The organism is Streptomyces sp. NPDC048565 (genome assembly GCF_040650935.1).
Lineage (GTDB): Bacteria > Actinomycetota > Actinomycetes > Streptomycetales > Streptomycetaceae > Streptomyces.
Genome location: NZ_JBEZIH010000005.1, coordinates 103,413 through 129,259, shown reverse-complemented (window position 1 = coordinate 129,259; position 25,847 = coordinate 103,413). Strand labels below are relative to the sequence as shown.

General features: G+C 69.8%; 25 protein-coding genes. 15 read left to right on the top strand and 10 right to left on the bottom strand.

Going from position 1 to position 25,847, the window contains the following annotated elements:
* The first annotated feature begins 132 nt into the window (after nucleotides 1–132).
* Nucleotides 133–1,686, top strand: coding sequence for an ABC transporter substrate-binding protein (locus AB0C75_RS08365; RefSeq protein WP_362888335.1), 1,554 nt, complete (start codon nucleotides 133–135; stop codon nucleotides 1,684–1,686).
* A gap of 61 nt (nucleotides 1,687–1,747) precedes the next feature.
* On the opposite strand, the gene AB0C75_RS08360 is transcribed toward AB0C75_RS08365, so the two are convergent.
* From AB0C75_RS08360 to AB0C75_RS08335, 6 genes are all read right to left on the bottom strand, one after another.
* Nucleotides 1,748–2,335, bottom strand: a complete 588-nt coding sequence (locus AB0C75_RS08360) for a hypothetical protein (RefSeq protein WP_362888333.1) — start codon at nucleotides 2,333–2,335, stop codon at nucleotides 1,748–1,750.
* A 188-nt stretch (nucleotides 2,336–2,523) separates the two neighbouring features.
* Nucleotides 2,524–3,291 carry a succinate dehydrogenase iron-sulfur subunit gene (locus AB0C75_RS08355; protein WP_362888331.1) on the bottom strand — a complete coding sequence of 256 codons (768 nt, stop codon included), beginning with the start codon at nucleotides 3,289–3,291 and terminating at the stop codon, nucleotides 2,524–2,526.
* Nucleotides 3,291–5,045 (bottom strand): succinate dehydrogenase flavoprotein subunit, encoded by a 1,755-nt coding sequence (gene sdhA, locus AB0C75_RS08350; RefSeq protein ID WP_362888329.1) that lies wholly within the window; start codon nucleotides 5,043–5,045, stop codon nucleotides 3,291–3,293. Before sdhA ends, AB0C75_RS08355 begins: the two co-directional genes overlap by 1 nt.
* Before the next feature lie 30 nt (nucleotides 5,046–5,075).
* The gene (locus tag AB0C75_RS08345) at nucleotides 5,076–5,555 is read right to left on the bottom strand and encodes a succinate dehydrogenase hydrophobic membrane anchor subunit (RefSeq protein WP_362888327.1); all 480 of its coding nucleotides are present in this window, start codon (nucleotides 5,553–5,555) and stop codon (nucleotides 5,076–5,078) included.
* A 5-nt stretch (nucleotides 5,556–5,560) separates the two neighbouring features.
* Entirely contained in the window at nucleotides 5,561–5,941 is a 381-nt protein-coding gene (sdhC, locus tag AB0C75_RS08340; protein WP_362888326.1) for a succinate dehydrogenase, cytochrome b556 subunit, read from the bottom strand.
* 167 nt (nucleotides 5,942–6,108) lie between these two features.
* Nucleotides 6,109–6,606: a 2-oxo-4-hydroxy-4-carboxy-5-ureidoimidazoline decarboxylase gene (locus tag AB0C75_RS08335; protein WP_362888667.1), complete on the bottom strand. Its 498-nt coding sequence runs from the start codon at nucleotides 6,604–6,606 to the stop codon at nucleotides 6,109–6,111.
* 434 nt (nucleotides 6,607–7,040) lie between these two features.
* Between AB0C75_RS08335 and AB0C75_RS08330 the strand changes: the two genes are divergently transcribed.
* The 3 genes from AB0C75_RS08330 to AB0C75_RS08320 all read left to right on the top strand — a co-directional run bounded on the left by AB0C75_RS08330 (nucleotide 7,041) and on the right by AB0C75_RS08320 (nucleotide 9,939).
* Entirely contained in the window at nucleotides 7,041–8,627 is a 1,587-nt protein-coding gene (locus AB0C75_RS08330) for a family 20 glycosylhydrolase (RefSeq protein WP_362888324.1), read from the top strand.
* Between the two features lie 87 nt (nucleotides 8,628–8,714).
* Nucleotides 8,715–9,221, top strand: a complete 507-nt coding sequence (locus tag AB0C75_RS08325) for a hypothetical protein (protein ID WP_362888322.1) — start codon at nucleotides 8,715–8,717, stop codon at nucleotides 9,219–9,221.
* Nucleotides 9,222–9,345: 124 nt separating this feature from the next.
* The gene (locus tag AB0C75_RS08320) at nucleotides 9,346–9,939 is read left to right on the top strand and encodes a hypothetical protein (RefSeq protein WP_362888320.1); all 594 of its coding nucleotides are present in this window, start codon (nucleotides 9,346–9,348) and stop codon (nucleotides 9,937–9,939) included.
* A gap of 26 nt (nucleotides 9,940–9,965) precedes the next feature.
* Here AB0C75_RS08320 and AB0C75_RS08315 read toward each other — a convergent pair whose 3' ends face one another.
* Nucleotides 9,966–10,724 carry a DeoR/GlpR family DNA-binding transcription regulator gene (locus AB0C75_RS08315; protein WP_362888319.1) on the bottom strand — a complete coding sequence of 253 codons (759 nt, stop codon included), beginning with the start codon at nucleotides 10,722–10,724 and terminating at the stop codon, nucleotides 9,966–9,968.
* A 224-nt stretch (nucleotides 10,725–10,948) separates the two neighbouring features.
* Between AB0C75_RS08315 and AB0C75_RS08310 the strand changes: the two genes are divergently transcribed.
* From AB0C75_RS08310 to AB0C75_RS08275, 8 genes are all read left to right on the top strand, one after another.
* A complete protein-coding gene (locus tag AB0C75_RS08310) occupies nucleotides 10,949–11,764 on the top strand; it encodes an endo alpha-1,4 polygalactosaminidase (protein ID WP_362888666.1) in 816 nt (271 codons plus the stop codon).
* Between the two features lie 215 nt (nucleotides 11,765–11,979).
* Nucleotides 11,980–13,311: an ABC transporter substrate-binding protein gene (locus tag AB0C75_RS08305; RefSeq protein ID WP_362888318.1), complete on the top strand. Its 1,332-nt coding sequence runs from the start codon at nucleotides 11,980–11,982 to the stop codon at nucleotides 13,309–13,311.
* A gap of 11 nt (nucleotides 13,312–13,322) precedes the next feature.
* Nucleotides 13,323–14,273 (top strand): sugar ABC transporter permease, encoded by a 951-nt coding sequence (locus tag AB0C75_RS08300; RefSeq protein WP_362888317.1) that lies wholly within the window; start codon nucleotides 13,323–13,325, stop codon nucleotides 14,271–14,273.
* Nucleotides 14,270–15,163 carry a carbohydrate ABC transporter permease gene (locus AB0C75_RS08295; protein ID WP_362888315.1) on the top strand — a complete coding sequence of 298 codons (894 nt, stop codon included), beginning with the start codon at nucleotides 14,270–14,272 and terminating at the stop codon, nucleotides 15,161–15,163. The genes AB0C75_RS08300 and AB0C75_RS08295 overlap by 4 nt, the downstream gene beginning before the upstream one ends.
* A gap of 78 nt (nucleotides 15,164–15,241) precedes the next feature.
* Nucleotides 15,242–16,204, top strand: a complete 963-nt coding sequence (locus tag AB0C75_RS08290; RefSeq protein ID WP_362888313.1) for a carbohydrate kinase family protein — start codon at nucleotides 15,242–15,244, stop codon at nucleotides 16,202–16,204.
* A complete protein-coding gene (locus AB0C75_RS08285) occupies nucleotides 16,201–17,508 on the top strand; it encodes an alpha-glucosidase/alpha-galactosidase (protein ID WP_362888311.1) in 1,308 nt (435 codons plus the stop codon). Before AB0C75_RS08290 ends, AB0C75_RS08285 begins: the two co-directional genes overlap by 4 nt.
* Nucleotides 17,509–17,818: 310 nt before the next feature.
* Complete coding sequence (locus tag AB0C75_RS08280; protein WP_362888309.1) at nucleotides 17,819–18,502, top strand: RNA polymerase sigma factor; 684 nt, start codon at nucleotides 17,819–17,821, stop codon at nucleotides 18,500–18,502.
* The gene (locus tag AB0C75_RS08275) at nucleotides 18,502–19,587 is read left to right on the top strand and encodes a hypothetical protein (RefSeq protein WP_362888307.1); all 1,086 of its coding nucleotides are present in this window, start codon (nucleotides 18,502–18,504) and stop codon (nucleotides 19,585–19,587) included. Before AB0C75_RS08280 ends, AB0C75_RS08275 begins: the two co-directional genes overlap by 1 nt.
* Nucleotides 19,588–19,767: 180 nt before the next feature.
* Here AB0C75_RS08275 and AB0C75_RS08270 read toward each other — a convergent pair whose 3' ends face one another.
* Nucleotides 19,768–20,622 carry a L,D-transpeptidase family protein gene (locus AB0C75_RS08270; protein WP_362888305.1) on the bottom strand — a complete coding sequence of 285 codons (855 nt, stop codon included), beginning with the start codon at nucleotides 20,620–20,622 and terminating at the stop codon, nucleotides 19,768–19,770.
* Nucleotides 20,623–20,802: 180 nt separating this feature from the next.
* Here AB0C75_RS08270 and AB0C75_RS08265 point away from each other — a divergent pair, with 180 nt between their 5' ends.
* Both AB0C75_RS08265 and leuE read left to right on the top strand, forming a co-directional pair.
* Nucleotides 20,803–22,383 carry a methylmalonyl-CoA mutase family protein gene (locus AB0C75_RS08265; protein WP_362888303.1) on the top strand — a complete coding sequence of 527 codons (1,581 nt, stop codon included), beginning with the start codon at nucleotides 20,803–20,805 and terminating at the stop codon, nucleotides 22,381–22,383.
* A gap of 111 nt (nucleotides 22,384–22,494) precedes the next feature.
* On the top strand, nucleotides 22,495–23,148 hold the full coding sequence (leuE, locus tag AB0C75_RS08260) for a leucine efflux protein LeuE (RefSeq protein ID WP_362888301.1): 654 nt from the start codon (nucleotides 22,495–22,497) through the stop codon (nucleotides 23,146–23,148).
* Between the two features lie 18 nt (nucleotides 23,149–23,166).
* Here the strand turns inward: leuE and AB0C75_RS08255 are convergent, their stop codons facing one another.
* Nucleotides 23,167–23,625 (bottom strand): MarR family winged helix-turn-helix transcriptional regulator, encoded by a 459-nt coding sequence (locus AB0C75_RS08255; protein ID WP_362888300.1) that lies wholly within the window; start codon nucleotides 23,623–23,625, stop codon nucleotides 23,167–23,169.
* 18 nt (nucleotides 23,626–23,643) lie between these two features.
* Nucleotides 23,644–25,068 (bottom strand): FAD-dependent monooxygenase, encoded by a 1,425-nt coding sequence (locus AB0C75_RS08250; protein WP_362888298.1) that lies wholly within the window; start codon nucleotides 25,066–25,068, stop codon nucleotides 23,644–23,646.
* A gap of 38 nt (nucleotides 25,069–25,106) precedes the next feature.
* Between AB0C75_RS08250 and AB0C75_RS08245 the strand changes: the two genes are divergently transcribed.
* Entirely contained in the window at nucleotides 25,107–25,748 is a 642-nt protein-coding gene (locus tag AB0C75_RS08245) for a TetR/AcrR family transcriptional regulator C-terminal domain-containing protein (protein WP_362888296.1), read from the top strand.
* The last annotated feature ends 99 nt before the right edge of the window (nucleotides 25,749–25,847 follow it).

Sequence of the window (25,847 nt, the reverse complement as noted above, 5' to 3'; positions counted from 1 at the left end):
TCGCGTGTCCAGTTTGTGTCCACCCTGGTCTTTGTTATGTGAATATCGTGTGATTGGGTGAGGCGATCATGCGGCGGTGATGTGCCTCTCTGTGCACGCGGGCCGGGGTGGGTTGGCAAGGGAGCACGGCACATGCGGTTCATCCGTCTACGGATTCTCGCGATTCTGGCGGTACTGGTCATCGCGGGCGTCGGCGCCTGGCAACTGCTTCCCTCGGACGACGGGAACGATTCCCCGATCACGGTCGGCACATCGGACGAGGTCACCTCGCTCGACCCGGCCGGCGCCTACGACGCCGGTTCCTGGGCGATCTACAGCAACCTCTACCAGTCGCTGATGACGTTCACCTCCGGTGCGGTCGTGCCGGAACCGGACGCGGCGGAGAGCTGCGACTTCGTGGGCCAGAAGCTCCAGACGTACCAGTGCAGGCTGCGTGACGACCTGACCTTCTCCAACGGCCGCAAGGTGACGGCGGCCGACGTCAAGTACTCCTTCGACCGCATGCTCAGGATCAAGGCGGACGAAGGCCCCTCGGTGCTGTTCCCGAGCCTGGACAACGTCGTCGCCGACGGCCGCACGATCACCTTCAACCTCTCGGCCAAGGACGCGACGTTCCCGCAGAAGCTGGCCACGGGCGCCGGGTCCATCGTCGACCCCGCCCAGTACCCGAAGGACAAGCTCCGCACGGGCACCCAGGTCGACGGCTCGGGCCCGTACGTCCTCAAGTCGTTCGAGTCGGGCGTCAAGGCGCGGCTGGTGCCCAACCCGGCGTACAAGGGCGCGCTGAAGAAGTCGGGCGGCGCCGTCGACATCCGCTACTTCGAAGGCTCCGAGGCGCTCCAGGCCGCCTGGGACGCCGGGGACGTCGACGTCACACACCGGCAGCTCCCCTCCGAGACGCTCGCCGACCTCGACCCGGCCGCCGGCGAGCAGCGCGTCACCGAGGCGGACAGCGCCGAGATCCGCAACCTCGTCTTCAACGTCCGCGACGGCGCGCCGCTCGCGGACAAGAAGGTCCGTCAGGCCGTCGCCTGGCTGATCGACCGCGGGCCGCTGGTCACCAAGGTCTACCGGAACACCGTCGAGCCGCTCTACTCGCTGATCCCGCAGGGCTACATCGGGCACAGCACCCCCTTCTTCGACTCCTATCCGCGCTCGGACCCGAAGCGGGCCAGGGCGCTGATGGAGGAGGCCGGGGTGGATCTGCCGCTGCACATCACCTTCGCCCACCGCGACGACGACGCCAACAAGGAGGAGTCCACCGAGCTGGTGCGTCAGCTGGAGAAGGACGAGCTCTTCGAGGTCACCGAGAAGGCCGTGGAGTGGCAGGCCTTCCAGAAGGGCTACGCGGCCGGTGAGTACGACGCGTACACCGTGGGCTGGCTCCCCGACTACCCGGACTCCGACACCTTCAGCCAGCCGCTGGTCGGCAAGGACAACTCCCTCCACAACGGCTACACCAGCAAGAAGGTGGACGAGCTGATCTCGGCCACGCAGCAGTACAGCGACCGAGGCCGCACCTCGGCCGACTTCAAGAAGCTCCAGCAGGTGGTCGGCGAGGACGTGCCGCTGGTCCCGCTGTGGCAGAAGAAGGACTACGTCGTCAGCAAGCAGTCCGTGTCCGGATCGCAGTACCTCTCCGACGGGACCGGGATCTGGCGCCTGTGGGAACTCAGCTGGATCTGACGCACGGCACACGCGGCGCACGGAGGCGGGAGGGCGGACCCGCCCGCCCCGGTGACCGGTCTCAGGCGCTCAGCGTACGCGCGGTGTTGACCTGGGACATGATCCACGGGAAGGTCTCGGGGCCCGTCGCCGGGATCATCGTCTGGTGGTGCCGCCCGCCACTGGTGACCGTGATCTGCACGAAGCCCGTCGTGCGCTTCTCCTTCATCAGGAGGAACAGCAGACCGATGAGGCAGAACAGCGCGAAGACGATCGCCAGCACGATGCCCACGGTCGGGATCTTCTCCTCCGTGCGCGACATGTCGGTCGCCGTCCACACCGCGCCCTTGAGCGGCAGCGTGCCGGACGGGGTCACGATGCCGTCGTTCATCACCGTGATGTCACCGAGCGAGAGCACCGGCACGCCGCCCTGCTGCGCCGGCAGGTCGAAGCCGGGCTGAGTCGGCGCGCCCGAGCCGCCCGGATAGCCGTAGGCGGGGCCCGGCTGGGCCGCGGAATCGGGCAGCTGCTGCGGATAGCCGTACGCCGGAGGGGCGCCCGCAGCCGGGTAGCCGTAACCCGGGCCGTCCGGCATCGTGGGCGAATGGCCCGGGGGCTGCCGCGGGCCCCACTTGTACGAGTCGTCCGCGTACGGATTCGGATCGCTCACGGCGTTCCCCGTTCTCCATCGAGCCGGCCGCTCCCGTGCCGTGCGGACCGGGAGAGTCGAGCCGGTCACCGGCCCCGCACGACCGTACCGTCCCGGCTGCCCGGCGCACGAGGAGGCCCCGCCTCCCGCACGGAGCGTGCGTGGGACGGGGCCTCCCGCTGGGGCCTCTGAGGGCCTTCAGTTCCGGGTCAGAAGCGCCGGGTGATCAGCGCGCGCTTCACTTCCTGGATCGCCTTGGTGACCTCGATGCCACGCGGGCAGGCGTCCGTGCAGTTGAACGTCGTGCGGCAACGCCACACCCCGTCACGGTCGTTGAGGATCTCCAGGCGCTGCTCGCCGGCCTCGTCACGCGAGTCGAAGATGAAACGGTGCGCGTTGACGATCGCCGCCGGGCCGAAGTACTGGCCGTCGTTCCAGAACACCGGGCACGAGGACGTGCACGCGGCGCACAGGATGCACTTGGTGGTGTCGTCGAAGCGCGCGCGGTCCTCGGGGGACTGCAGGCGCTCACGCGTCGGCTCGTTGCCCTTGGTGACGAGGAACGGCATGACATCGCGGTAGGCCTGGAAGAACGGGTCCATGTCGACCACGAGGTCCTTGAGGACCGTGAGGCCCTTTATGGCCTCGACCGTGATCGGCTTCTCCGGGTTGATGTCCTTGATCAGCGTCTTGCAGGCGAGCCTGTTCTTGCCGTTGATCCGCATCGCGTCGGAGCCGCAGATGCCGTGCGCGCAGGAACGGCGGAACGTCAGGGTGCCGTCCTGCTCCCACTTGATCTTGTGAAGGGCGTCGAGCACACGCTCCTTCGGGTCGATCGAGATCTGGAAGTCCTGCCACTGGGCCTCGTCGGAGACCTCGGGGTTGAAGCGGCGGATCCGGAACGTGGCCGTGATGTACGGGGTGTCGGCGAAGCCCGCCTCTGCCTTGTCGGTCTTGTCCAGGGTCGGGGTTGCCATCAGTACTTACGCTCCATCGGCTGGTAGCGGGTCGTGACGACCGGCTTGTAGTCGAGCCGGATCGACTCGGTGCCGTCGTCCGCGACCTCGCGGTACGCCATGGTGTGGCGCATGAAGTTGACGTCGTCGCGGTTCGGGAAGTCCTCGCGGTAGTGACCGCCGCGGGACTCCTTGCGGGCCAGCGCGGAGGTCGCCATGACCTCGGCCAGGTCGAGCAGGTTGCCCAGCTCGACGGCCTCCAGCAGGTCGGTGTTGAACCGCTTGCCCTTGTCCTGGATGGACACGTTGAGGTAGCGGGCCCGCAGCTCGGCGATCTTGTCGACGGCCGTCTTGATGGTCTGCTCGGTGCGGAACACCATCACATTGGCGTCCATGCACTCCTGCAGCTCCGTGCGGAGCTCGTGGACCCGCTCGGTGCCCGTGGAGTCACGCAGCCGGTCGACCTGGTCCTGGACCAGCTGCGCCGGGTTCTCGGGAAGCTCGAGGAAGTCGTTCTTCGCGGAGTACTCGGCGGCGGCGATGCCCGACCGGCGTCCGAAGACGTTGATGTCGAGCAGCGAGTTGGTGCCCAGGCGGTTGGCGCCGTGCACGGAGACACAGGCGACCTCGCCGGCGGCGTACAGGCCTGGGACGACGGTGGTGTTGTCGGCCAGCACCTCGCCCTCGACGTTGGTCGGGATGCCGCCCATGGCGTAGTGCGCGGTCGGCTGGATCGGGATCGGGTCCGTGTAGGGCTCGATGCCGAGGTACGTACGCGCGAACTCGGTGATGTCCGGGAGCTTGGCGTCCAGCTGCTCCGGCGGGAGGTGCGTGAGGTCGAGGTAGACGTGGTCGCCCTCGGGACCGCAGCCGCGGCCCTCACGGATCTCCGTGTAGATGGAGCGGGACACGACATCACGGGACGCGAGGTCCTTCATGACGGGCGCGTACTTCTCCATGAAGCGCTCGCCGTCCTTGTTGCGGAGGATGCCGCCCTCACCGCGGGCGCCCTCCGTCAGCAGGATGCCCATGCGCCAGATGCCCGTCGGGTGGAACTGGAAGAACTCCATGTCCTCCAGCGGCAGACCCCGGCGGTAGCAGGCGGCCTGGCCGTCACCGGTCAGGGTGTGCGCGTTCGACGTCACCTTGAAGAACTTGCCGGTGCCGCCCGAGGCGTAGATGACCGACTTCGCCTGGAAGACGTGGATCTCGCCGGTCGCCAGCTCGTAGGCGACGACGCCGGCGGACTTCTTGACGCCGTCCACCTCGACGACCAGCTGGTCCAGGACGTAGAACTCGTTGAAGAACTCCACGCCCTCCTTGACGCAGTTCTGGTACAGCGTCTGGAGGATCATGTGGCCGGTGCGGTCGCCCGAGTAGCAGGCGCGGCGGACCGGGGCCTCACCGTGGTTGCGGGAGTGACCGCCGAAGCGGCGCTGGTCGATCTTGCCCTCGGGCGTACGGCCGAACGGCAGGCCCATCTTCTCCAGGTCGAGGACGGCGTCGATGGCCTCCTTCGCGAGGATCTCGGCGGCGTCCTGGTCGACCAGGTAGTCGCCGCCCTTGATCGTGTCGAAGGTGTGCCACTCCCAGTTGTCCTCCTCCACGTTGGCCAGCGCGGCGGCCATGCCGCCCTGCGCGGCGCCCGTGTGGGAGCGGGTGGGGTAGAGCTTCGTCAGCACGGCGGTGCGGCTGCGCTTGGTCGACTCGATGGCCGCGCGCATGCCGGCGCCGCCGGCGCCGACGATGACGGTGTCGTACTTGTGGATCTGCATGGTTTCCCTCTGGTCCCTCTGTCCCGGCGCCTAGCGGATGTTCGGGTCGAAGGTGAAGATCACCAGCGTGCCCAGCAGGACGGTGAACACCGTGGCGGTGTACAGGAGCATCTTCAGCCAGAACCGGGTGTTGTCCCGTTCGGCGTAGTCGTTGATGACCGTACGGAGGCCGTTGGCGCCGTGCAGCATGGCGAGCCACAGCATCGCCAGGTCCCAGATCTGCCAGAACGGCGAGGCCCAGCGGCCTGCCACGAAGGCGAAGCCGATCTTGGAGACGCCGCCGTCCAGCACCAGCTGGATCAGCAGGTGCCCGATGACCAGGACGACCAGCACGATGCCCGACAGGCGCATGAAGAGCCAGGCGTACATCTCGAAATTGGTGCGCGAACCCTTGGGTGTCTTGCCCGTGCGCTTGCGCGGGGGCTCGATCACCGGGGCCGGGTTCTCGGCGTCGAACAGGCTTACGCCCTCGACCTCGCCGATCGCGGAAGAAGGTGTCTCGGTGGACATCGGCCTCAGCTCCCGAATACTTCACGTACGGCGTGACCGAGGACGGGGTACAGGGCCCCGGCCATCAGCACGATCCAGATACCCAGGACGGTCCAGAGCATCTGCTTCTGGTAGCGCGGGCCCTTGGCCCAGAAGTCCACGGCGACGATCCGGAGACCGTTCAGCGCGTGGAAGAGGATTGCGGCCACCAGGCCGTACTCGAGCAGCGCGACGATCGGTGTCTTGTAGGTGGCCACGACGTCGTCGTACGCCTCGGGGGAGACACGCACGAGGGCGGTGTCCAGGACGTGTACGAACAGGAAGAAGAAAATGAGGACACCGGTGACTCGATGAGCCACCCAGGACCACATGCCTTCCCGGCCGCGGTACAGCGTTCCAGCCGGCACGGAAGAACCCTCCGGGAGCGGGGATTGGGGTCGGCCGGCTTGACTGTCGGTCTGACCCGGCCGGGTACGGTCCACCGGCCCCGGCCATCGTAGCGACGCCTTGTCGGTTCCATGGCAGCGGGGCCCGAAGGTGTGATCAAAGCGGCGGCCGAACAGCCACGGACGGGCTAGCGGGGGTCGTGTGCGACTGGGGGGAACGGGTCGGGCGCCCGGCCCGCCTCCGCCACCAGCTCGATGATGCGGCCCCGGGCGAGTCGTCGCATCTCCTCCGCGGTCAGGGCGCGCTCCTCGTCCGGTTCGTGCGCCAGCCGGGTGCGGATCGCGGCCAGCACCTGGTCGACGTGCTGGGAGGGGCGCACGCCGTCGAGGCAGATCACGAACGCGTGGCCGAACCGGCTCTCGTACGCGGCGTGCGCGGCGCGCAGCGCCAGGTGGGCGGCCCGGGGCGCGTCATGGTGCAGGCAGGGGGCGTCCTCCGCTGCGAGCGCCTCGGCGAGATCGGCGGGCGCGAGGTCGTATCCCGCCTCGTCGGATGCGGCGAGCAGGGTGCCCAGGTCCGGATAGGGCCGGTGGGCGGCCAGCCGCTGGGCCCAGCGGCGGCTGCCGCAGCACTCCAGCAGGGCGGCCTCGGCCGGCTCCCGGGGCCAGGTGTTGAAGTGGTCCAGCGCGTTCGAGTGGGCACCGGGGCGCGGGCTCACCGACACTGGTTCCGGAACAGGGGCCCCTGCCGTGGCTTCCCGAAGAGCCGGGGCGTGGCCGCTGTTCTGGACGGGAACGGCCGTCCGCCCGGACTGCTGCGGTGGTTTCGGCAGGCCGGCGTGGGACTCGCTGGACCTGGACAGCGGGACTCCTCGAATGAAAGACATCTGTGACCCTGGAGAGGGGCCGGGGAGCGACGAGGTTGCTCGGGGCTGGAGTGAGGACTGGTTCTTATGTGCTGTCACGCTAGCGAGGCCCGGCAACGCACAACCGAAGGATGCGAGAAATTCACCCGGACGGGAGAGTTTCGGAACGCTTGATGGACGAATCTGCGGGGGAAATGCCCGACTTTCTCATCTTCTTTGAACTGTTTCTCCCCCGATCCGGAGGTTTCTGACCGATGTCGCCCTCACGCGCACCCCTGGTGGCAGGCGCCGCCGTCGCGGTCGCGGCCGCCGTCACGCTCACCGTCGTCGTCTGGCCCGAGGACTCGGACCCCGGCCCGGAGAACGGCGCGTCCGCCCCCTCCCGCACATCCGCCTCGCCTTCACCCAGCCGGAGCTATCCGCTCTCCACGACGCCGAGGACCGTACCCGCGGTCCGGGAGCACACGGCCGCGCGCGGTCCCGGCTGGAAACCCGAGAAGGACAGCACGGTCGTCGCGGCCGACCCCAAGCTCGCCGACGAGGCGAAGCTGCTCGCCAAGGAGCTGAAGATCAGCTACCGCGGCGAGAAGTCCCCGCGGTCCGGTGACGTCGCGCTGGCGCTCGCCTCCTCGGGCAAGGGCGACCCCGAGTCGTACACCTTGAAGACCGAGAACAACCAGGTCACGATCAGCGGCCCCGGCGAGGCGGGCGTCTTCTACGGGACCCGCACCCTCAAGCAGTCGCTGAACGCCGACGACACCGTGCCCGAGGGCACGGTGCGCGACACGCCCGACCGGGCACAGCGCGGGCTCAACCTCGACATCGCGCGCAAGCACTACACCGCGGACTGGATCGAGGACCGGCTGCGCGAGATGGCCGACCTCAAGCTCAACCAGCTCGGCCTGCACTTCTCCGACGACCAGGCCTTCCGGATCGAGTCCGACACCCACCCTGAGGTGGTCTCCGAGGAACATCTCACCAAGGCCGAGGTCCGCAGGATCGTGAAGCTCGCGCAGAGCCTCCACATTACGATCGTCGCCGAGATCGACTCGCCCGGACATCTGGGCGCGGTCCTCAAGGCCCACCCCGACCTGCAGCTGCGCAACACGCAGGGGGTCGTGCGGGAGGGTGCCATCGACATCTCGAAGCCCGAGTCGGCGAAGATTGTCGACGACCTGCTCCGCGAGTACGCGGAGCTCTTCCCCGGAAACTGGTTCCATGTCGGCGCCGACGAGTACCAGGCGCTGACCGTGAGCGATCCGGCCGCCTCCTACCCGCAGCTGGCCGAGGCCGCCCGTAAGAAGTACGGCGACGACGCGAGCGTCCAGGACCTGACGGAGGGCTGGCTGAACGACCGCGCCGCGGTCATCACCAAGGCCAAGAAGATCCCCAAGGCCTGGAACGACGGCTTCTTCAGCGGCGGGACCGTCAACGGCGACAAGGGCATCGAGGTGGAGTACTGGACGGGCAAGGAGATCGGTGCCCGGCCGCCCCAGGACTACCTCGCCGAGGGCCGCAAGGTGATCAACCTCAACGACGAGTTCCTCTACTACGTGCTCGGCGAGCCCAACGACTTCACGTACCCGACGGGTGAGCGGATCTACAAGCAGTGGACCCCGTTCGTCCTGCGCGGGACCGAGCCGGTGGCGAAGCGGTACTCGAAGCAGATCCTGGGCGGCCGGTTCGCCGTCTGGGGCGACTTCCCCAACGCGCAGACGCAGGAACAGGTCGCGGCGGGGATCCGGATGCCGCTCAACGCGGTCTCCCAGAAGCTGTGGGACCCGCGCGAGCCGAAGCTCAGCTGGGCGCAGTTCAAGAAGCTCGCGGACGAGACGCGCTGAGCGGTCCGCACGGGTTGACCCGTTTTCGCGCTTCCCCGTGGTCCCGGGCGGGAAGAATGACAGCCCGGACCGCGGGGGGAGCGCGACGTGGGTTTCTGGGGCTGCTATCTGGTGGGCCGCAGCGGCGAGCCGCTCATCGGCCATCCCGCGTTACGGCAGGCGCGCGGACTCCTGACGCTGCGTGAGTACCGCGCCGACGGCTGGCAGGTCTGGTCCCACCCCACACAACCCTCGCTCGGCAGCATGACCGCGCTCGCCGAGGCCGCACGCGCGCCGGTCCTCCTCGGATTCGTCATGGACGGCGTCTGTGTGGCCGTCGAGGCGGCGGCGCCGTACAGCGGGTCCTGGTACGCCTGCCTCGGCAGGACACCGATGGCGGCGCATCTCGGCCGGGAAGGACCGACGACCGAGGACCTCTTCCTGCCCCCCGAGGACGCCGCCGCCCGCGCCGTCGGCTGGGCGGCCGAATCCGGCCGCGGAGTCCTCGAAGGGCCCCTGCTCGAACTGCTGCGGATCGAGGAGCCGGAGCTCTCCGCGGAGGAACTTTTCTTCGCTTTCCTGGACCGTCTGGGCATCGAGAGCCTGTCCGACTGAGCCCCGCCGTGAGTTCCGTGCCGGAAGAGTGACGCTTTTCAGCCATCTGACGCTGTACGCGGTAACGGGGAAGCGGTGCGCTTCCCGACCACCGAGGAACGGTGAACCGATGGGGGAGGCGTCGATGAGTCTGCTGGAGCTGATCGCTCGTGCCGACGAGCGCGGTCTGGCGGCGAGCGGGGTCGCCTGTCTGGACCGCTGCCTCCCGGAGCCCGAGGACGGCGGCGAACCGGAGCCCCTGCGTCCGCTCTGGGCGGGCTGCGAGAGCGGCGCCGAATGGGCCGCCAGGCTCGACACCGCGCACACGGCGCTGGAGAGCGCCGCGGCGACGGACGCCACGACGGCCCGCGTCAGGGGGCTGCTCGGCTCCGCACCCCGGGACTTCACCGCGGAGCCGCTCCGCGCGTGGGCGGACGCCTGCTCGCTCCTCGCACTCGACATCCACCGCGAGTCCGACTTCCCGGCCGGTGACACCGCCCGGACGTCCGGGAGCCGCCGGGCCGACGGCGCTTCGGGCGGCGGCCCGCTCGTCACGGGGGAGCTCCGGCGGCAGGCCGAGATCCTGGAGAGCCTCGCCGACACCGCCGGCACTCCGGGCGGCGCGACCGGAGTGCGACGGGCACTCGATCTGTCGACCGAGGGCCGGCGGGTGCTGCGCGCGGTGATGTCCCGTCGCGCCCGCGGCCGTGGCCGGTCCGGCGGAGCGCCCTCGCCGTGACGTGATCCTGGGACGGAGGGGACCGGTCAGGCGGTGGTCACCTGGACACCGGCCGATGCGATGTGTTCTAGCTGCTGCCCCTGAGCGCCGCCGTCGGTCACCAGATGGTGGATGTCGGTCAGAGGGCAGATCTTGGCGAAGGTCACCTTGCCGATCTTGGAGCTGTCGGCCACGACGATGGTCCGGCTGCTCCTGGCCGCGAAGGCGCGGTCCGTCGCGGCCTCCAGCTGGTCGTACGTGGTGCAGCCGTACTCCGCGCTGATTCCGTCCACGCCCAGGAACGTCATGTCGGTGTGGTACTCGGCGAGGGCCTTCTCCGCCATGGGGCCGACGAGTTCGTAACTGGCCGTACGGGCGTTCCCGCCGATGACGACGAGTGTCACGTTCTTGTGCTGGATGAGCTCGGCGGCGATGTTGACCGCGTTGGTGACGATGGTCACCGGCCCTCGCTCGGCCAGCAGGCGGGCGATCTCGGTGACGGTGGTCCCGCCGGTCATGCCCACCACTGCCCCTTCGGGCACCAGGGCGGCCGCTGCCTTGGCGATGGCCTGCTTCTCGGGCCTGCGACGCTCCGTACGGTGCTGCATCGGCAGTTCCAGACCGATGCTGCCGAGCGTCGCGCCTCCATGGGTGCGCCGCAGGAGCTTCATCTCGTTCAGATGCTGCAGATCGCGCCGGACGGTGGCTCCTGAGACATCCAGCAGCGCGGAGAGCTCATTGACGCCGACGGCGCCGTGCGCGGCGACATGCTCAAGTATGCGCGCATGACGCTCAGTTCTCAGCATGGCGTGAGCATAACTCCTGAGGTATTGAGCATTTTCGATCTGTTGACATGACGTGTCCTGCTCGCTTTACTCCATGCAACGCCAGATTCGAGCCATCTGGCGCCAGAGGTACGCCTAGCCGGTACAGGCCCGTTCGCGAGCCCCGAATCCGGACAAAGTCGCCAGGGACGTGTGGTTCCGAGGCGGGGACGTACCCTCCCTCAGCTGGAGCTCAACGGATGAACATGAAGCGTGTTCTCTCCCGTCGTTGTCTCGCCGCCGCCGCGGTGACCGCAACGGCTGTCGCCACCTCACTCCTCTCCTCCGCCTCCGCCGGCGCCTCGTCGAACGCGGTGGCCCTCCCTCCGGCACACGCCGGCTTCGACTACCAGATCGGCGGGGAGTACGACCCCCCGAGCGGTGTCACCGTCGTCAGCCGGGACCACGAAGCGCCGCCCGCGCAGGGTCTGTACAACATCTGCTACGTGAACGCCTTCCAGACGCAGCCGGGCGAACTGGACGACTGGGACTCCGACCTGCTCCTCAAGGACGCCGACGGGAACAACGTCGTCGACGGCGAATGGGACGAAGTCCTGCTCGACATCAGCACCGAGGCCAAGCGCGTACGCATCGCCGAGAAGGTCAACGGCTGGATCGACGGCTGCGCGAGCAAGGGCTTCCAGGCCGTCGAGCCCGACAACTACGACACGTACACACGCTCCGACGACCTGCTCACCGACGCCCAGGCACAGGCGATGGTCAGGTTGCTGTCCTCCCATGCCCACGGCAAGGGCCTCGCCGTCGCGCAGAAGAACACCGCGGAGCTGGCCGGCAGTGCAGCGGAGAACGGGCTCGACTTCGCCGTGGCCGAGGAATGCGGCCAGTGGGATGAGTGCGGCACGTACCAGGAGGCGTTCGGCAACGAGGTCATCGTGATCGAGTACTCCTCCGCCGGCCTCAAGACAGCCTGCGACGGATGGGGTGACGAACTGAGCATCGTCCGTCGCGACAAGCTGGTCCGGCCCGAGACCTCGAGCGGATACCTGCGCGAGACCTGCTGACCAGGCCCTGCGGTGGTCCGGTGCGTCCGCGCCGACAAGGGCGGGCACACCGGCCCCCGTGCGCCGACAAGGGCGGGCACACCGGCCGCCTGCGCCGACAAGGGCGGGCACACCATCCCCCCCATGCGCCGACACGGTCGGAACACCGCCCTCCTCGCGGGCCTCGGGGTCACCCCCGCGCCGCCCGCTCCTTCGAACAGCGCAGGGAGGCTCAGATGCCCGCAGGAGAGCACACCGTCACCAGGGCCGCGCGCCGTACGGTGCTGCGGCGCGGCGCCGGGCTCGCGTTCGGTGCCGCGGCGGCGGCGACGCTGCCCGGGTGCGCGGCGGACGCCGGGGGCGGTACCACCGCCGACGGCCGGACCGTGGTCGAGCTGTGGCACGGACAGACGGACACCGGACGCGTGGCCATCGAGAAACTGGTCACGGAGTTCAACCGCACCCACCCGGGCATTCACGTCGACTCAGGCGGCGGTGTACTGGCCGACTCGATGCTCCAGAAGCTGACGGCGGCTCTGGCCTCCGGATCGTTCCCCGACATCGCCTATGTCTTCGGGTCGGATCTGGCCAACGTCGCGCACAGCCCCTCGGTGGTGGACCTCACCGACACCTTCCGCTCGGGCCCCCTCCCGTGGAACAACTACTGGGCGCCGGCCCGTGACGCCGTCACGCTCAACGGCCGTGTCCGGGCCGCTCCCGCGCTGATCGACACTCTTGCCGTCGTCTGCAACAAGAAGCTCTTCGCCGCAGCCGGGGTCCCGCTGCCCGAAGCCGGCTGGACCTGGCAGGAGTTCACCGAAACGGCCCGACGCCTCACCGACAGGAAGCGCGGCTCCTTCGGCACCGGGTGGCCGGGTGTGGGGGACGAGGACACCGTGTGGCGTCTGTGGCCGATGATCTGGGACCTGGGGGGCGACGTCATCGCGAAGGACGGGCGCGGCGTCGGCTTCGCCGACGTCGGTGTGCGGGCCCTGGAGACCGTCGAGACACTCGCACGCGAGCGGAGCGTCTACGTCGACCCCAAGCCCGACAGCGAGCAGCTCTACCAGGTCTTCCACTCCGGCCGGATGGGCATGGTCGTCACCGGGCCGTGGGAGCTTCCCGACATCCGCGAGGCGAAGATCGACTACCACGTGGTGCCGCTGCCCAGCTACAGCCGTAAGCCTCTGACCATCTCGGGCCCCGACACCTGGATGGTCTTCGACAACGGCTCCGCACGCTCCGACGCCGCACAAACCTTCCTGCGCTGGCTCAACCAGCCGGCCCAGGACGTGCGGTGGGACATCCAGGCGGGCAGTCTCCCGCTGACCAGGCGTACCCAGGCGCTGGCGGCCTGGCAGAAGCAGGAGGCGCACACGCCGGGACTGCGGGTGTTCACCCAGGCCCTTCAGTCCGCGCGGGTCCGTCCCACACATCCCGCCTATCCGCAGATCTCCCAGGCGCTCGGACAGGCCGTCATCGCCGTACTGCTCGGTGCGGACTCCCCGGCCAAGGCGCTGCGTCGATGCACCGACGAGGCCAACGCCGCACTGTTGATCCCGCGTTGAGGAGCACACGGATGCCGAGCCTGCCCGCCCCACTCACCCTCACCGACCGCGACCGGCCCGCACCGGCGCTGCGCCGCAAACGCCGCCGTGAGTCGATGACCGCCTGGTCCTTCATCTCGCCCGCGATCCTGATCATCCTGGGGCTGAGCGTCGTCCCCGTCGTGTGGTCGCTGCTGCTGTCGTTCCAGGCCGACGACCTGGTCACGCCGAGCCGATGGGTAGGCCTGGAGAACTACCACGCGCTGGTCAAGGACCCGCACTTCAGTCAGGCCGTCCGCAACACACTGCTCTACACGCTGATGTATGTGCCGCTGAGCATGGCACTCGGGCTGACGCTCGCCGTCGCGCTGAACCGGAGGATCCGTCTGGTCGGCCTCTACCGCACCCTGATCTTCGTGCCGTTCGTCATATCCGCGACGGCCCAGGGTGTGCTGTTCTCCTTCATCCTCGACCCGCAGTTCGGGGCTGCCAACTCGGTGCTGCACAGCCTCGGGCTCTCGGCGCAGGGGTTCCTGACCGACCCGGGCCAGGCGCTGTTGGTACTGGTGGCGATCTCGCTGTGGAGCGGCACCGGTTTCTGCGTCGTGATCTATCTCGCGGCCCTTCAGGACGTGCCCTTGTCCCTCATCGAGGCGGCGCGGCTGGACGGCGCGGGACGCTTCCAGATCCTGCGCCATGTCACCCTGCCCACCCTCGGGCCCGTCAGCGTGTTCCTCGTGCTGTGGCAGACCATCGAGTCCTTGCAGGTCTTCGACCTGGTGTACGTGACGACGAAGGGCGGACCACTCGGCTCCACCACCGTGATCGTCTACTTCATCTGGGAACAGGCCTTCAAGAACTTCACCGCCGGCTACGGCGCTGCCGCCGCCTACGCGCTCGCCATCGCCCTGCTGCTGATCAGCGTCATCCTGCGGGTGGCCCGGAAACGGCAGAACCATCGCCTCGAAGGAGCCGTACGATGACGGCGACCGACATCCCGGCCAAGACCGCGAGCCCGGCCCCCACGCCCGCGGCCGGGCCACGGCGCCCCCGACGCCCGAGGCTGCCGTTCAGCGCCTGGCACCTCGCCCTGGCCCCGCTCGCCCTGCTGTTCGCGATCCCGCTGGTGTGGCTGCTGCTGAGCTCAGTGATGAGCAACAGTGAGATCAACCGCTTCCCGCCCGCCCTGTGGCCCTCCGGGATCCATCTGAGCGGTTACCGGTACGTGCTGGGCAACGCCCTGTTCCCCCAGTGGTTCGCCAACTCGCTGATCGTGTCGGCCGTCACGGTCTGCTCCAACCTCGTGTTCGGGGCGCTCGGCGGTTACGCGTTCGCCCGCATGCGGTTCGGCGGCTCCCGCGTGCTGCTGGCCCTGATGCTCGCCACGATGACCGTGCCCTTCCAGCTCACGATGATCCCCACGTTCCTGGTCATGAAGCGTCTGGGGCTGATCGACACCCTCGGCGCACTGATCGTTCCCTCGCTCGTCACGCCGTTCGCCGTCTTCCTGCTGCGTCAGTTCTTCCTGTCCCTGCCCCGGGAGCTGGAAGAGGCCGCCTGGATCGACGGCTGTTCCCGGCTGAAGGTGCTCCTGCGTATCGTCCTGCCGCTGTCCAGGCCGGCACTGAGCACGGTGGCGGTCCTGACGTTCCTGACCACCTGGAACGACCTGACCTGGCCGCTGATCGCGATCAACCACGACACGCACTACACACTCCAGCTCGGGCTGACCACCTTCCAGGGCACACACCACACCCAATGGGCCGCGGTCATGGCGGGCAATGTGATCACCATCCTGCCGGTCCTGCTCGCCTTCCTCTTCGCGCAGAAGTCCTTCATCCGGTCCATCACGTCGAGCGGGCTCAAGGGCTGAGCCGCCGTTGCTCCTCCTCGTCCCACCCGTAACACCGATACCGCCACCGACACCGCCACCGACACCGACGGAAGCCTGATGCCCTCCACCTTCGATCTGCTGGTCATCGGGGACGCCAACCCCGACATCGTCCTCGGACCGCTCGACACGCCACTCGCCTTCGGCCAGCGCGAGCAGCTCGTCGAGACGGGCCTGCTCACGCTCGGCGGCTCCGCCGCGATCATGGCCTGCGGTGCGGCCAGGCTCGGCATGAAGGTCGCGTTCGCCGGCCGCGTCGGCGACGACGACGCCGGTCGCTACGTACGGAGCGCCCTCCACGCCAGGGGCGTCAACACTGATGCCCTGCGGCTCGATCCCGGCCTGCCGACCCCGCTCACCACGGTGTTCACCCGGGCCGGCGACCGGGCGATCCTCACCGCCCCCGGCACCCTGCACGCCACCACCGGCGACGACGTCCCCGAGGCGCTGCTCGCCGACTGCAGGCATGTGCACGCCGCCTCCTACTTCCTCATGCCCGCTCTCGCGGAGGCGCTGCCCGGCCTGATGCGTGTGGCGCGCCGCCACGGCGCCACCACCTCGCTCGACACCAACGACGACCCGTCCGGCGCCTGGCGCGGCGACGCCCTCGACGCGCTGCTCGCCGTCACCGACATCCTGCTGCCCAACGCCCAGGAGGCGATCGCACTGGCCGGTCCCGCGGCCGGCCACGTCCGGCTCGACGAGGCCGCGGCCCGGCTCGCCGCGCTCGGGCCGCTCGTGGTCGTCAAGAACGGCGCCGACGGCGCCCTCGCCCATGACGGGCGCAGCGTCCTGCGGACAGCCGGTGTCCCGGCCAGTCCGAAGGACACCGTCGGCGCGGGCGACAGCTTCGACGCCGGCTTCGTCACCGCGACACTGAACGGCCTCGGCACCACCGACGCCCTCGAACTCGCTGCCGCCTGCGGTGCGCTGTCCACCCGGGCCCACGGCGGCACCCCCGCACAACCCACCTGGGACGAGGCGCAGGCAGCCGTCGCCCGCAACGGAGAGAACCCCTCATGACCACCAAGATCGTATTCATCGGCGCAGGAAGCGTCGTCTTCACCCAGGGACTGCTGGCGGACATCTTCGCCTTCCCCGAACTCAGGGGCGTCCACATCGCGTTGCACGACATCGACGCCGAACGCCTCGACACCGCCGAGGGTGCGGCCCGCGCCATCGCCGTACGGACCGGAGCCTCTCCGAGGATCACCGCGCACGCCGAGCGGCGGGAGGCACTCGACGGCGCAGACTTCGTCATCAACATCGTCCAGGTGGGCATGGGCGAGGCGACCCGCACCGACTTCGAGATCCCTGCCCGTCACGGGGTACGCCAGACCATCGGCGACACTCTCGGCATCGGTGGCATCTTCCGCGCGCTACGGACCTTCCCGCTGCTCAAGGCGCTGGGCGAGGACATCGCGGCGGTCTGCCCCGACGCGTGGCTGCTCAACTACACCAACCCCATGGCGATGAACGTGCAGTACCTCGCCCAGGCCACCGGCCTCAAGCGTGTCGTGGGACTGTGCCACTCGGTGTACTGGACCATGCACGACCTGGCGGAGCTGGTCGGCGTCCCCTTCGACGAGGTCAGCTACCAGGCCGCCGGCGTCAACCACCAGGCGTGGGTGCTGCGCTTCGAGCGCGAAGGAACCGACCTGTATCCCCTGCTGGACACCCGCATCGCGGAGGATCCCGAGCTGCGCCGGCGGGTCCGCGTCGACATGTACCGGCGCCTCGGCCACTATCCGACGGAGACCAGCGAGCACTCGTCCGAGTACGTGCCGTGGTACCTGGGCCACGAGAGCGAGGTGGAGCGGCTGCGGCTCCCCATCGGCGCCTATCTCGGCATCGTCGACGAGAACGTCGCCGAGTACGAGAAGACCCGCGCCGCGCTCGCCTCCGGGGCCGAGCTGCCCGTCGAGGGCACCTTGGAGTACGCCCCGCAGATCATCCACAGCATCACCACCGGCACCCCGCGCGCCGTCTACGGCAATGTTCCCAACCACGGACTCATCGACAACCTGCCGGCCACCGGAACCGTCGAAGTGCCCTGCCTCGTCGACGCGATGGGCGTCCAGCCCACCCGAATCGGCTCCCTGCCCGCCCAGTGCGCCGCCCTGAACCGCCAATACCTGAGTATGAACGACCTGGTCGTACGCGCCGCCCTGGAGGACGACCCGCGCTCCGTCAGGCAGGCGGCCATGGCTGACCCGGCCACCGGGGCAGCGCTGCCCGTCGAGCGCATCTGGGAGTTGTGCGACGACATGGTGCGCGCCCACGGCGAGCGGCTCCAGCCGTCCCTGCGCGCCGTCCTCGGAAGCTGATCACGGCACGGGCTGATCACGGGCCCCACCGGTCGCGCTTTTTCACCTGGCGAGGAGGGGGACGACGACCGGGGCCGCCACCCCCCACAGGAGAGGCCCCGGCCGTCTTCCACGGGGCCGCAGAGCGACCCCGTACTCATCTCAGCGCCGCCGGTGCGTTTTCTGTCACACCGCGCTGTGTCAGGAGACGGTTGCGGGTTGTACAAGTCATGGACGGGGCACCGTCCGACCACGTAGCGTGCTGAGGCGCGCAGCGTGGCGCAGTAGTGGTGACCAGCTACGATTCAGATCAGCAGGGCGGGTTGAGGGAGTGCTGGGGGACGACGCGGAGCTGACCGCCGCAGTGCTCGCGGCACAGGACGGGGACGAGGACGCCTTCCGGACTGTGTACCGCGCCGTGCATCCACGGCTGCTGGGCTACATACGGACGCTGGTCGGTGAACCGGACGCCGAGGACGTGGCGTCGGAGTCCTGGCTGCAGATAGCGCGTGACCTCGACCGGTTCAGCGGGGACGCCGACCGGTTCCGCGGCTGGGCGGCCAGGATCGCGCGCAACCGGTCGCTCGACCACATACGGATGCGGGGCAGGCGCCCCGCGATCGGCGGCGACGAGAGCGAACTGGCCGCTGAGCCCGCCGAGTCCGACACGGCCGGCGAGGCGCTGGAGTCGCTTGCCACCGGGCGCACCATCTCCCTCATCGCCCAACTGCCCCAGGACCAGGCCGAGGCGGTCGTGCTCCGGGTGGTGATCGGCCTCGACGCGAAGAGCGCGGCCAGGACGCTGGGCAAGCGGCCCGGCGCGGTGCGCACAGCGGCCCACCGGGGACTGAAGCGGCTGGCCGAGCTGGTGGGCGCCGACCACGGCCCGGAGGACGAAATTCCGGCGGCGGGCGAGGAGCTCGGCGCCGTACCCGCGCAACGCCCCGGCCGTCAGGGCTCGGTTGCGCCCGCCGGTGTGACGCATTCGCGTCCGTGGACGCAGAAGGACATGTGATGGCCGACGAGCAGCACGAGTGGCTTGACGTGGACGCGGCGGAGATGTTGCTCCGCGGTGAGCCCGTCGAACCCGTCGGCGATCACGCCAGGGCCCGGGCCCGCCGGCTGGAGGCCGCGCTGAGCTCGCTGCGGGATCCTGCCCCCGCCGGCGAAGAACTGCCTGGTGAGGCCGCCGTACTGGCCGCCTTCCGTGAGGCGTCCCGAGGCGGGAAGCGCGCCGGTGCGGCGAACCCCATCGGGCTCGCGGGACAGCAGGACGCCCGGCACACCGTACGGATCGGGGCGGCCCGCACGGCCACGCCCGGACGGCCGCGCTGGACCCGCCCGCTGCGTTACGGCCTCGCCGTCTCGCTCGCCGGGTGCGCGCTCGGCGGCGTGGCGGTCGCCGGGGGTACGGGCATGCTTCCCGCACCGTTCGGCGGGAGCCGCTCGCCCGCCCCCGCCACGTCGGTCTCCGCGTCCGCGTCCCCCGAGGAACTGGGCGCCGATCTGCCCGACGTCGGTGAGCCGCCCTCTCCGCTGCCCTCCGTCAGCCCGTCCGGTTCGCCCGGCCGGTCGAAGGCCCCGGACGCACCCGAGGACGGCGAGGCAGGGAGCGACGGGCGGACCGGGCAGGACGGCGGGCCCGCGACGGACCACGAGGACACAGGCGGCGACAGCGCCACCGGCGGCGGCACCCAGGACGGCACGGGGGGACGCGAGGTGCCCCAGGGGCCCACGGCCGAGGTGTACAAGAAGTCGGTCAAGGCCTGCCGTGCCTACCGCGACGACACCCTGGGCGAGGAGGAGGAGTCCCGGCTCCTCGAACTGGCCGACGGGAAGAGCAATCTGAAGCGCTTCTGCGACCGCCTCCTCGGCGCGGAGGACGGTGACGGCGGGAGCGGTGAGCCCGGCGAGGGCCAGGACGACGACCAGGACACCGTCGGGGGCGACGCCGGGAGCGGCGACGGCGAGTCCTCCCTTCCCTCCATCGGCTTCCGTCCGCCCACCGTGCAGAGCCCGCCGGACCAAGGGCCCGAGGACGCGACGGACTCATCGAAGAGCCCGCCGCCCGGGCCCTCTCTCGCACTCGTAACGCGCTGACCTGCGTAAACGCCTCAGCTGTAACGTTCTTCGGCGGCGCGGCGCAGTAATGAGTGCCGACTGGTCATCGGCCGCGCGATGAGCCGAGGTTCCCCCCGTACCTTCGGCTCCGCGCACCCGGCGCGGGCGGGACACGTTCCCCCGGTCCCGCCCGCGCCCCTTATTCGGTTGAACGCTCTATCAGTAAACGACGACCTTGTCGCCGTTCCGCACCTGGGCGTAGAGCGACGCGATCTTCCCCTCGTCCCGTACGTTCACGCAGCCGTGCGAGGCGCCGTTGTAGCCGCGCGCCGCGAAGTCGGACGAGTAGTGCACCGCCTGGCCGCCGCTGAAGAACATGGCGTACGGCATGGGGGAGTCGTAGAGCGTCGACACATGGTGGCGGGACTTCCAGTACACCGAGAAGGTGCCGTCGCGGGTGGGCGTGTACTGCGAGCCGAACCGCACGTCCATCGACGAGACGACCTTGCCGTCGATCATCCAGGACAGCGTGCGGCTGTTCTTGCTGATGCACAGCACCCGGCCCTTCACGCAGCGGGCGTCGGGCTTCGCGGCCTTCGGGGTGGGGGCCGGCGGGTCGAGCTCCTCGGCCGTCGGTTCCCGGGTCATCGCGAGCAGCCGCTCCCAGGTGACGGTGTCGGTACGACCTGTGCGGGACAGGCCCCGCTTGCCCTGGAAGGACTGCACGGACGCGACGGTCACGGTGCCGTAGTAGCCCGTGGGGCTCCGGTCGAAGTGACCGATCTGGCGCAGCCGCGCCTGGAGCTCCCGTACCCGCTTGCTCCGGTCCCCGACGGACATCAGGGTGCTGGGCTGCGGGGAGGGCCGCGCGCTCGGTGTCCGCGAGTGGGTGCTCCGACGGGGTCCCCCGCGAGCCCCGCCGCCCGGCTCGGCGTCGTCCGTGGGCCGCGCGGAGGTGGGGCCCGCGGAGGATCTCGTCGGAGCCGCGGTGGGTTCAGCGGCCCCCACCGTCTCGACCTTGCAGCCCGCCGTGAGCGTGGCCAGCGCGACCACACCGGCGGCCGCCACGGCCATCGTGCGCACTCTGCGCGCGTTCCCGTTCGTCCGTATGCGTCTGCGTCTCATCCTCGGCCCCCTGATTCGCGCCTGTGGTTCGCGCGTGAATATCTCATGAGACGGATTCCCTCGCTGCCCGGTTGCCGAACCCTGCGCATAGTGGGAGACGTACGCAGATCGAAGTGGGAGGCACAGCAGATGACGCGTGAGTCCGAGTCGGGACTGCCCATCGAGCCGGTCTACGGGCCGGAGGCGCTCGAAGGCTGGCGGCCGGAGGAGAAGCTGGGCGCCCCGGGTTCCTTCCCCTTCACGCGTGGTGTCCACCCCACGATGTACACGGGCAGACCCTGGACGATGCGGCAGTACGCGGGATTCGGCACCGCCACCGAGTCCAACGCCCGCTACAAGCAGCTGATCGCCAACGGCACGGCCGGTCTGTCCGTCGCGTTCGACCTCCCCACCCAGATGGGGCACGACTCGGACGCCCCCATCGCCTCGGGCGAGGTCGGCAAGGTCGGTGTGGCGATCGACTCCATCGACGACATGCGTGTCCTCTTCGACGGCATCCCGCTGGGCGAGGTCTCCACCTCGATGACCATCAACGCCCCCGCCGCGCTGCTCCTTCTCCTCTACCAGCTGGTCGCGGAGGAACAGGGTGTTCCGGCGGACCGGCTGACGGGCACCGTCCAGAACGACGTGCTCAAGGAGTACATCGCCAGGGGCACGTACATCTTCCCGCCGAAGCCCTCGCTGCGGCTGATCGCCGACATCTTCAAGTACTGCCGGGCCGCGATCCCCAGGTGGAACACCATCTCGATCTCCGGCTACCACATGGCCGAGGCGGGTGCTTCGCCCGCGCAGGAGATCGCCTTCACCCTGGCCGACGGCATCGAGTACGTCCGTACCGCCGTGGCGGCCGGCATGGATGTGGACGACTTCGCGCCGCGGCTCTCCTTCTTCTTCGTCGCCCGCACGACGATCCTCGAAGAGGTCGCCAAATTCCGTGCCGCGCGCCGGATCTGGGCGCGGGTGATGCGGGAGGAGTTCGGCGCGAAGAACCCCAAGTCCCTGATGCTTCGCTTCCACACCCAGACGGCGGGTGTCCAGCTCACCGCCCAGCAGCCCGAGGTCAATCTGGTCCGGGTCGCCGTGCAGGGTCTTGGCGCGGTCCTGGGCGGCACGCAGTCGCTGCACACCAACTCCTTCGACGAGGCCATCGCCCTGCCGACGGACACGTCGGCCCGCCTGGCCCTGCGGACCCAGCAGGTCCTGGCGTACGAGACGGACGTGACGGCGACGGTGGACCCCTTCGCCGGTTCGTACGTCGTCGAGAGGATGACCGACGACGTCGAGGCCGCGGCCCTGGAGCTGATGCTCAGGGTCGAGGACATGGGCGGCGCGGTCGACGCCATCGAACGCGGCTTCCAGAAGGGCGAGATCGAGCGCAGCGCCTACCGCATCGCCCAGGAGACGGACAGCGGGGAGCGTGTCGTCGTCGGCGTCAACCGGTTCCGCCTCGACGAGGAGGAACCGTACGAACCGCTGCGGGTCGACCCTTCGATCGAGGCCCAGCAGGCGGCCCGGCTGGCGCGACTCCGCGCCCAGCGGGACCAGGGGGCGGTGGACGCGGCTTTGGCGGAGCTGAGGACGGCGGCGGAGGGTACGGACAACGTGCTGTACCCGATGAAGGACGCGCTGCGGGCACGGGCGACGGTGGGCGAGGTCTGCGACGCGCTGCGGGAGGTCTGGGGGGCGTACGTCCCGACAGACGCGTTCTGAGGGGCGTCGACGGCCACCCTCGTCGCTGTCCGCTCGACTGCGACGAGGGCTGGTCCGCCGCATTCTGGACCGCCCGGGCGAATTGTCGTAGCCGCGTGCGAGACTCCGTTCATGCTGGGTGTCACCGATCTTCCGACCTATCTCGCCGGCCTGGTGCTGATCATTCTGCTGCCGGGGCCCAATTCGCTGTACGTGCTGTCCGTCGGCGCGAGGCGTGGTGTGCGTACGGGGTATGTGGCCGCCGCCGGAGTGTGGACCGGGGACACGATCCTGATGACGCTGTCGGCGCTGGGCGCCGCCTCCCTGTTGCAGACGACGCCCCTGCTCTTCGCTGTCGTCAAGTTCGCCGGCGCGGGCTATCTGACCTGGATGGCGATAGGGATGATGCGGACGGCTCTGTCGATGTGGCGCCGGCGGCACCAGCACATGGCCGAGCTGGCGGATGAGGACGGCACGCCCGCGAAGGAGGCGGAGCATCCCTACCGGCGGGCGCTCGTGGTCAGTCTGTTCAATCCCAAGCTGATCCTGTTCCTCATCTCCTTCTTCGTGCAGTTCGTCGACCCGGGTTACGCCTATCCGGGGCTGTCCTTCCTGCTCCTGGGCACGCTGCTGCAGATCGGCAGCTTCCTCTACCTCTCGGCGCTCATATTCGGCGGCACCCGCCTGGCCGCCGCCTTCCGCCGCCGCAAGCGGCTGTCGGCGGGGGCCACTTCGGCGGCGGGTGTGCTGTTCCTCGGATTCGCGGCGAAGCTCTCTCTCAGCTGAGGCGGAGGGCGCCGGGGCTCAGTGGTGCCAGGCCGTGCCGCCGACGTTGTGGATCATGCGCTGGAGGACCTTGAGGGCGGCGACGTACTCCTCGTCGGGGATGCCGGTGTGGATGTCCGCGATCGCCCCGCCGACCCGCTCGGCCGCCCTGGTGCGCAGCGCGTGCCCTTCGGTGGTCATCCGCAGGTGGGTGGTGGGGTCCTCGGTGACCAGGCCCTGGGCGATGAGCGCGTCGATCTCGGGCTCCAGCGAGTCGCCGACGTTCAGATAGCCGCGGAGCACCGCCACCACCTCGGCGCGTGGACGGCCCTCCTCGTCCGCTTCGGTCAGCTGGTTGAGCACCCACCAGGGCGGCTGGGTCAGACCGTGTTCGGCCAGTGCGGCCCGGATGTGGGTCACGGTCGCGTCGTGGGCCGCCCAGCTCCAGTAGCCGATGGGCTGCCGTGCGAGTCCTGCGTCGTCATGTGAGTAGTCCATGCCCCGGACGGTAGGACCTCAAGCGAAGTCGAGGTCAAGGCCGATCCCTCGTGCGTAGGCGGCGAGCCCTGCGGTGTCCTCGCCCGCCCAGCCGATGTAGCCGTCGGGCCGCACCAGGAACAGGCCCTTGCCGTATACCTCGTACGCCTCCGTGCGGTGGGTCCGCAGCAGGGTGCCGTCCGGCGAGGGCAGGGCGGCGTCGGTGCCGACGGCGAGCAGCGTGAAGTGCGGCCCGCGGAAGACGTCGAAGAGCCGCCTGCCCCCGCCCGCCGGCCCGTCGGGCGCCCGGTCGCCGGCCTCCAGGAGACCGGCCCGCCCCGAAGCCAGCGGCCCTCCGCGGTAACCGAGCCCCAACTGCTGCGCTGCCGCCCCGCGTTCCTGGCGGCCCTGGTGGATGCGGGTCGAGAGGCCGAGCATCTCGGCGGCGACCGGGCGGCGTTCCTGCTCGTACGTCTCCAGCAGGGCCGCTGGTGCTCCGTGCAGCAGGACCTGGCCGAGCTTCCAGCCGAGGTTGTACGCGTCCTGGATGCTCGTGTTCAGGCCCTGGCCGCCGGCCGGGGAGTGGACGTGCGCGGCGTCGCCGGCGAGGAGGACCCGGCCGGCGCGGAACCGGTCGGCCAGCGCGGCGCGCGGCCGGAAGTCCGACGACCAGCGCACCTCGGTGACGTCCTGGGCGGCCAGGTGGGTGCGGGCCGCGACGAGCCGCCGCACGCCTTCCGGGGTGGTGTCCGGCGTCCCTTCCTTGATCTGCGCGACCAGCTGGAAGTCCGGGGTGCCGGGCAGCGGGCACAGCGTGAGCAGGCCGGCGTCGCCCAGGAAGATGTGCCAGTTCAGCCGGTCGAGGGCCGCCTCGGCGATCCGTACGTCCGCCACCACGGTGGGGGAGGGGTCGACGGTCTCGCCGTCCATGGTGATGCCGAGCGAGCGCCGGACCGTGGAGCGCCCGCCGTCCGCCGCGACCAGGTAGGAGGCGCGCACCTCGCCGGTGGTGAGCTGTGCGGTGACGCCGTCGGTGTCCTGGGACAGACCCGTGAGGGCGGCCGAGAAGAGGATGTCGCCGCCCAGCTCGCGCAGGCGCGCGGCCAGGATCTCCTGGGTCCGCCACTGCGGCATCGCCCACGGAGCTCCGTACGGCTCGGCCTCGGTGGGCGCCGCGCGGCGGAAGATGTCGTACTCACCCTGGCGCTCGCCGTCCTTCCAGGTCATCCCGACGAGCGCGGGGCCGCCGTGCTCACGCACCGCGTCGCCGACGCCGAGGTCGTCGAGGACCTCCAGGGTGCGCGGCTGGATGCCCTTGCCGCGCGAGCCGGGGAAGAGCGCGGGGGCTTGCTCGACGAGGAGGGCGCGTACGCCACGGCGGGCCAGGTCGCAGGCCAGGGCGAGACCGCTGGGGCCCGCGCCGACGATGAGGACCCCGGTTTCCTTAACGCTGTTAAGTTCCATAATTGGGAGTGTGTGCTTAACGCTGTTAAATTGTCAAGGTGGGTACGACGAAGATCGACCGGGCGCGCGTCGCGGACACCGCCCTGGAGCTGCTGAACGAGGTGGGCCTCGACGGCCTGAGCCTGCGCGCCATCGCCAGGGAGCTGGACGTCAAGGCGCCCGCGCTCTACTGGCACTTCAAGGACAAGCAGGCGCTGCTCGACGAGATGGCCACGGTGATGTACCGCCGGATGCTGACGGAGGAGCTCCCCGGGCCGGTGCCCCGCACCTGGCAGCAGCAGATGGTCGCGTACCAGGGCGCGCTGCGCGGGGCGCTCCTGCGCTACCGGGACGGTGCCAAGGTCTACAGCGGCGCCCGCTTCACCGGGACCGACCACGCCGAAGGCCTGGAGACGCACCTGGGCACCATGGTCGACGCGGGCTTCGAGCTGTGGCAGGCGGTGCGCGCGGGCACCACGGCGCACGCCTACACGATGGGCTTCGTCACCGAGGAGCAGGGCGTCCAGCCCATGCCGGACGAGCGGCGCGACGGGTACGACTTCGACGAGCGTGCCGCGCGTATGGAGGGCTATCCGCTCGCGGCGGCGGCCGGGGCCGAGATCTTCACGCGCTACGACGAGCGCTTCGAGGACGGCCTGTGGATCGTGGTCGCCGGTATCGAGGCGCGCTACGGCGTGTGATAGCCCGGCTCGCCCCGGCGCGGGTCACCCCCGGTGCGGGTCACCCCCGCGATGCCCAGAGTTCACCGTTCGTCGGGCCGGGAGACACCCACTCCTTCA

Coding starts and splice junctions, on each gene's coding strand:
- AB0C75_RS08365 (WP_362888335.1), top strand. CDS start 133: ATGCGGTTCATCCGTCTACGGATTCTCGCGATTCTGGCGGTACTGGTC.
- AB0C75_RS08355 (WP_362888331.1), bottom strand. CDS start 3,291: ATGGCAACCCCGACCCTGGACAAGACCGACAAGGCAGAGGCGGGCTTC.
- sdhA (WP_362888329.1), bottom strand. CDS start 5,045: ATGCAGATCCACAAGTACGACACCGTCATCGTCGGCGCCGGCGGCGCC.
- AB0C75_RS08345 (WP_362888327.1), bottom strand. CDS start 5,555: ATGTCCACCGAGACACCTTCTTCCGCGATCGGCGAGGTCGAGGGCGTA.
- AB0C75_RS08330 (WP_362888324.1), top strand. CDS start 7,041: ATGTCGCCCTCACGCGCACCCCTGGTGGCAGGCGCCGCCGTCGCGGTC.
- AB0C75_RS08320 (WP_362888320.1), top strand. CDS start 9,346: ATGAGTCTGCTGGAGCTGATCGCTCGTGCCGACGAGCGCGGTCTGGCG.
- AB0C75_RS08315 (WP_362888319.1), bottom strand. CDS start 10,724: ATGCTGAGAACTGAGCGTCATGCGCGCATACTTGAGCATGTCGCCGCG.
- AB0C75_RS08310 (WP_362888666.1), top strand. CDS start 10,949: ATGAAGCGTGTTCTCTCCCGTCGTTGTCTCGCCGCCGCCGCGGTGACC.
- AB0C75_RS08305 (WP_362888318.1), top strand. CDS start 11,980: ATGCCCGCAGGAGAGCACACCGTCACCAGGGCCGCGCGCCGTACGGTG.
- AB0C75_RS08300 (WP_362888317.1), top strand. CDS start 13,323: ATGCCGAGCCTGCCCGCCCCACTCACCCTCACCGACCGCGACCGGCCC.
- AB0C75_RS08295 (WP_362888315.1), top strand. CDS start 14,270: ATGACGGCGACCGACATCCCGGCCAAGACCGCGAGCCCGGCCCCCACG.
- AB0C75_RS08290 (WP_362888313.1), top strand. CDS start 15,242: ATGCCCTCCACCTTCGATCTGCTGGTCATCGGGGACGCCAACCCCGAC.
- AB0C75_RS08285 (WP_362888311.1), top strand. CDS start 16,201: ATGACCACCAAGATCGTATTCATCGGCGCAGGAAGCGTCGTCTTCACC.
- AB0C75_RS08275 (WP_362888307.1), top strand. CDS start 18,502: ATGGCCGACGAGCAGCACGAGTGGCTTGACGTGGACGCGGCGGAGATG.
- AB0C75_RS08270 (WP_362888305.1), bottom strand. CDS start 20,622: ATGGCCGTGGCGGCCGCCGGTGTGGTCGCGCTGGCCACGCTCACGGCG.
- AB0C75_RS08265 (WP_362888303.1), top strand. CDS start 20,803: ATGACGCGTGAGTCCGAGTCGGGACTGCCCATCGAGCCGGTCTACGGG.
- leuE (WP_362888301.1), top strand. CDS start 22,495: ATGCTGGGTGTCACCGATCTTCCGACCTATCTCGCCGGCCTGGTGCTG.
- AB0C75_RS08255 (WP_362888300.1), bottom strand. CDS start 23,625: ATGGACTACTCACATGACGACGCAGGACTCGCACGGCAGCCCATCGGC.
- AB0C75_RS08250 (WP_362888298.1), bottom strand. CDS start 25,068: ATGGAACTTAACAGCGTTAAGGAAACCGGGGTCCTCATCGTCGGCGCG.